We start from the raw sequence: 726 nt of genomic DNA, 5'->3' as shown, positions 1-726 counted from the left end.
GCTCCGTGCGCGAACTGTTCACGAGTTGCCGGGTTCGACGGTCAGTCGGAGCCGTCGGTGTGGGCGAGAAGGATCTGGCGCAGGGTCTGGTCGTCGGGGCCGGGAGCAGTGGTCGCCATGAAGTCGATCAACGTCGCCACGAACGCTTCGGGTGACTCGACGTGGGGGAAGTGCCCCACGTCGGGCAGGATCTCGAGGCGGCTGTTCTCGATCATCTCGTGCGCTGCGTACGCGTGCTCGACGGGAATGACACCGTCACGATCGCCCCACACGATCAGGGTCGGGACCCGGGCAGCGAGGTACAGCCGGTCGCTCGCGTCGAACGTCTGCCCGCCCGGTTCGATCACGCTGCGCATCGTCTTCACGAATGCCTGCCTGTTCTCCGCGCCGGCGAGCGATGCGTAGGCACGCCACATCTCGGCGAGGCGTGCCGAGCGGATGTTGCGGCGTCCGAGGAACCGACCGACCTCGTTCGCCCGCTCGACGATCGGCCCGGGAATCCCGATCGGCATCAGGTATTCGGCTCCCGGCAGTGCGAGCAGGCGGAGGAGCGCGGAGACTTGACGCCCGAGTCCACCGGATCCGACGAGCACCAGACGGTCGATCAGATGCGGGTACTGGTAGGCGATCTGCATCGCCACTCCCCCGCCGAAGGAGTGGCCGACGACGGTTGCGCTGCGCACGTCGAGAACCGCCAGGAAGTCGCGCATTCCGCTGGCGAACGCA

General features: G+C 67.4%; 1 protein-coding gene. It reads right to left on the bottom strand.

Annotation, left to right across the window (positions count from 1 at the left end; genetic code table 11):
* Positions 1–41: 41 nt before the first annotated feature.
* A partial coding sequence (locus ON45_RS20650) for an alpha/beta fold hydrolase (RefSeq protein ID WP_040496715.1) occupies positions 42–726 on the bottom strand: 685 nt, incomplete at its 5' end.

Source organism: Ilumatobacter nonamiensis YM16-303 (assembly GCF_000350145.1).
In the GTDB taxonomy this organism is placed as follows: domain Bacteria; phylum Actinomycetota; class Acidimicrobiia; order Acidimicrobiales; family Ilumatobacteraceae; genus Ilumatobacter_A; species Ilumatobacter_A nonamiensis.
The sequence above is the reverse complement of the archived record's forward strand: the minus strand, read 5'-3'. Positions and strand labels throughout refer to the sequence as shown.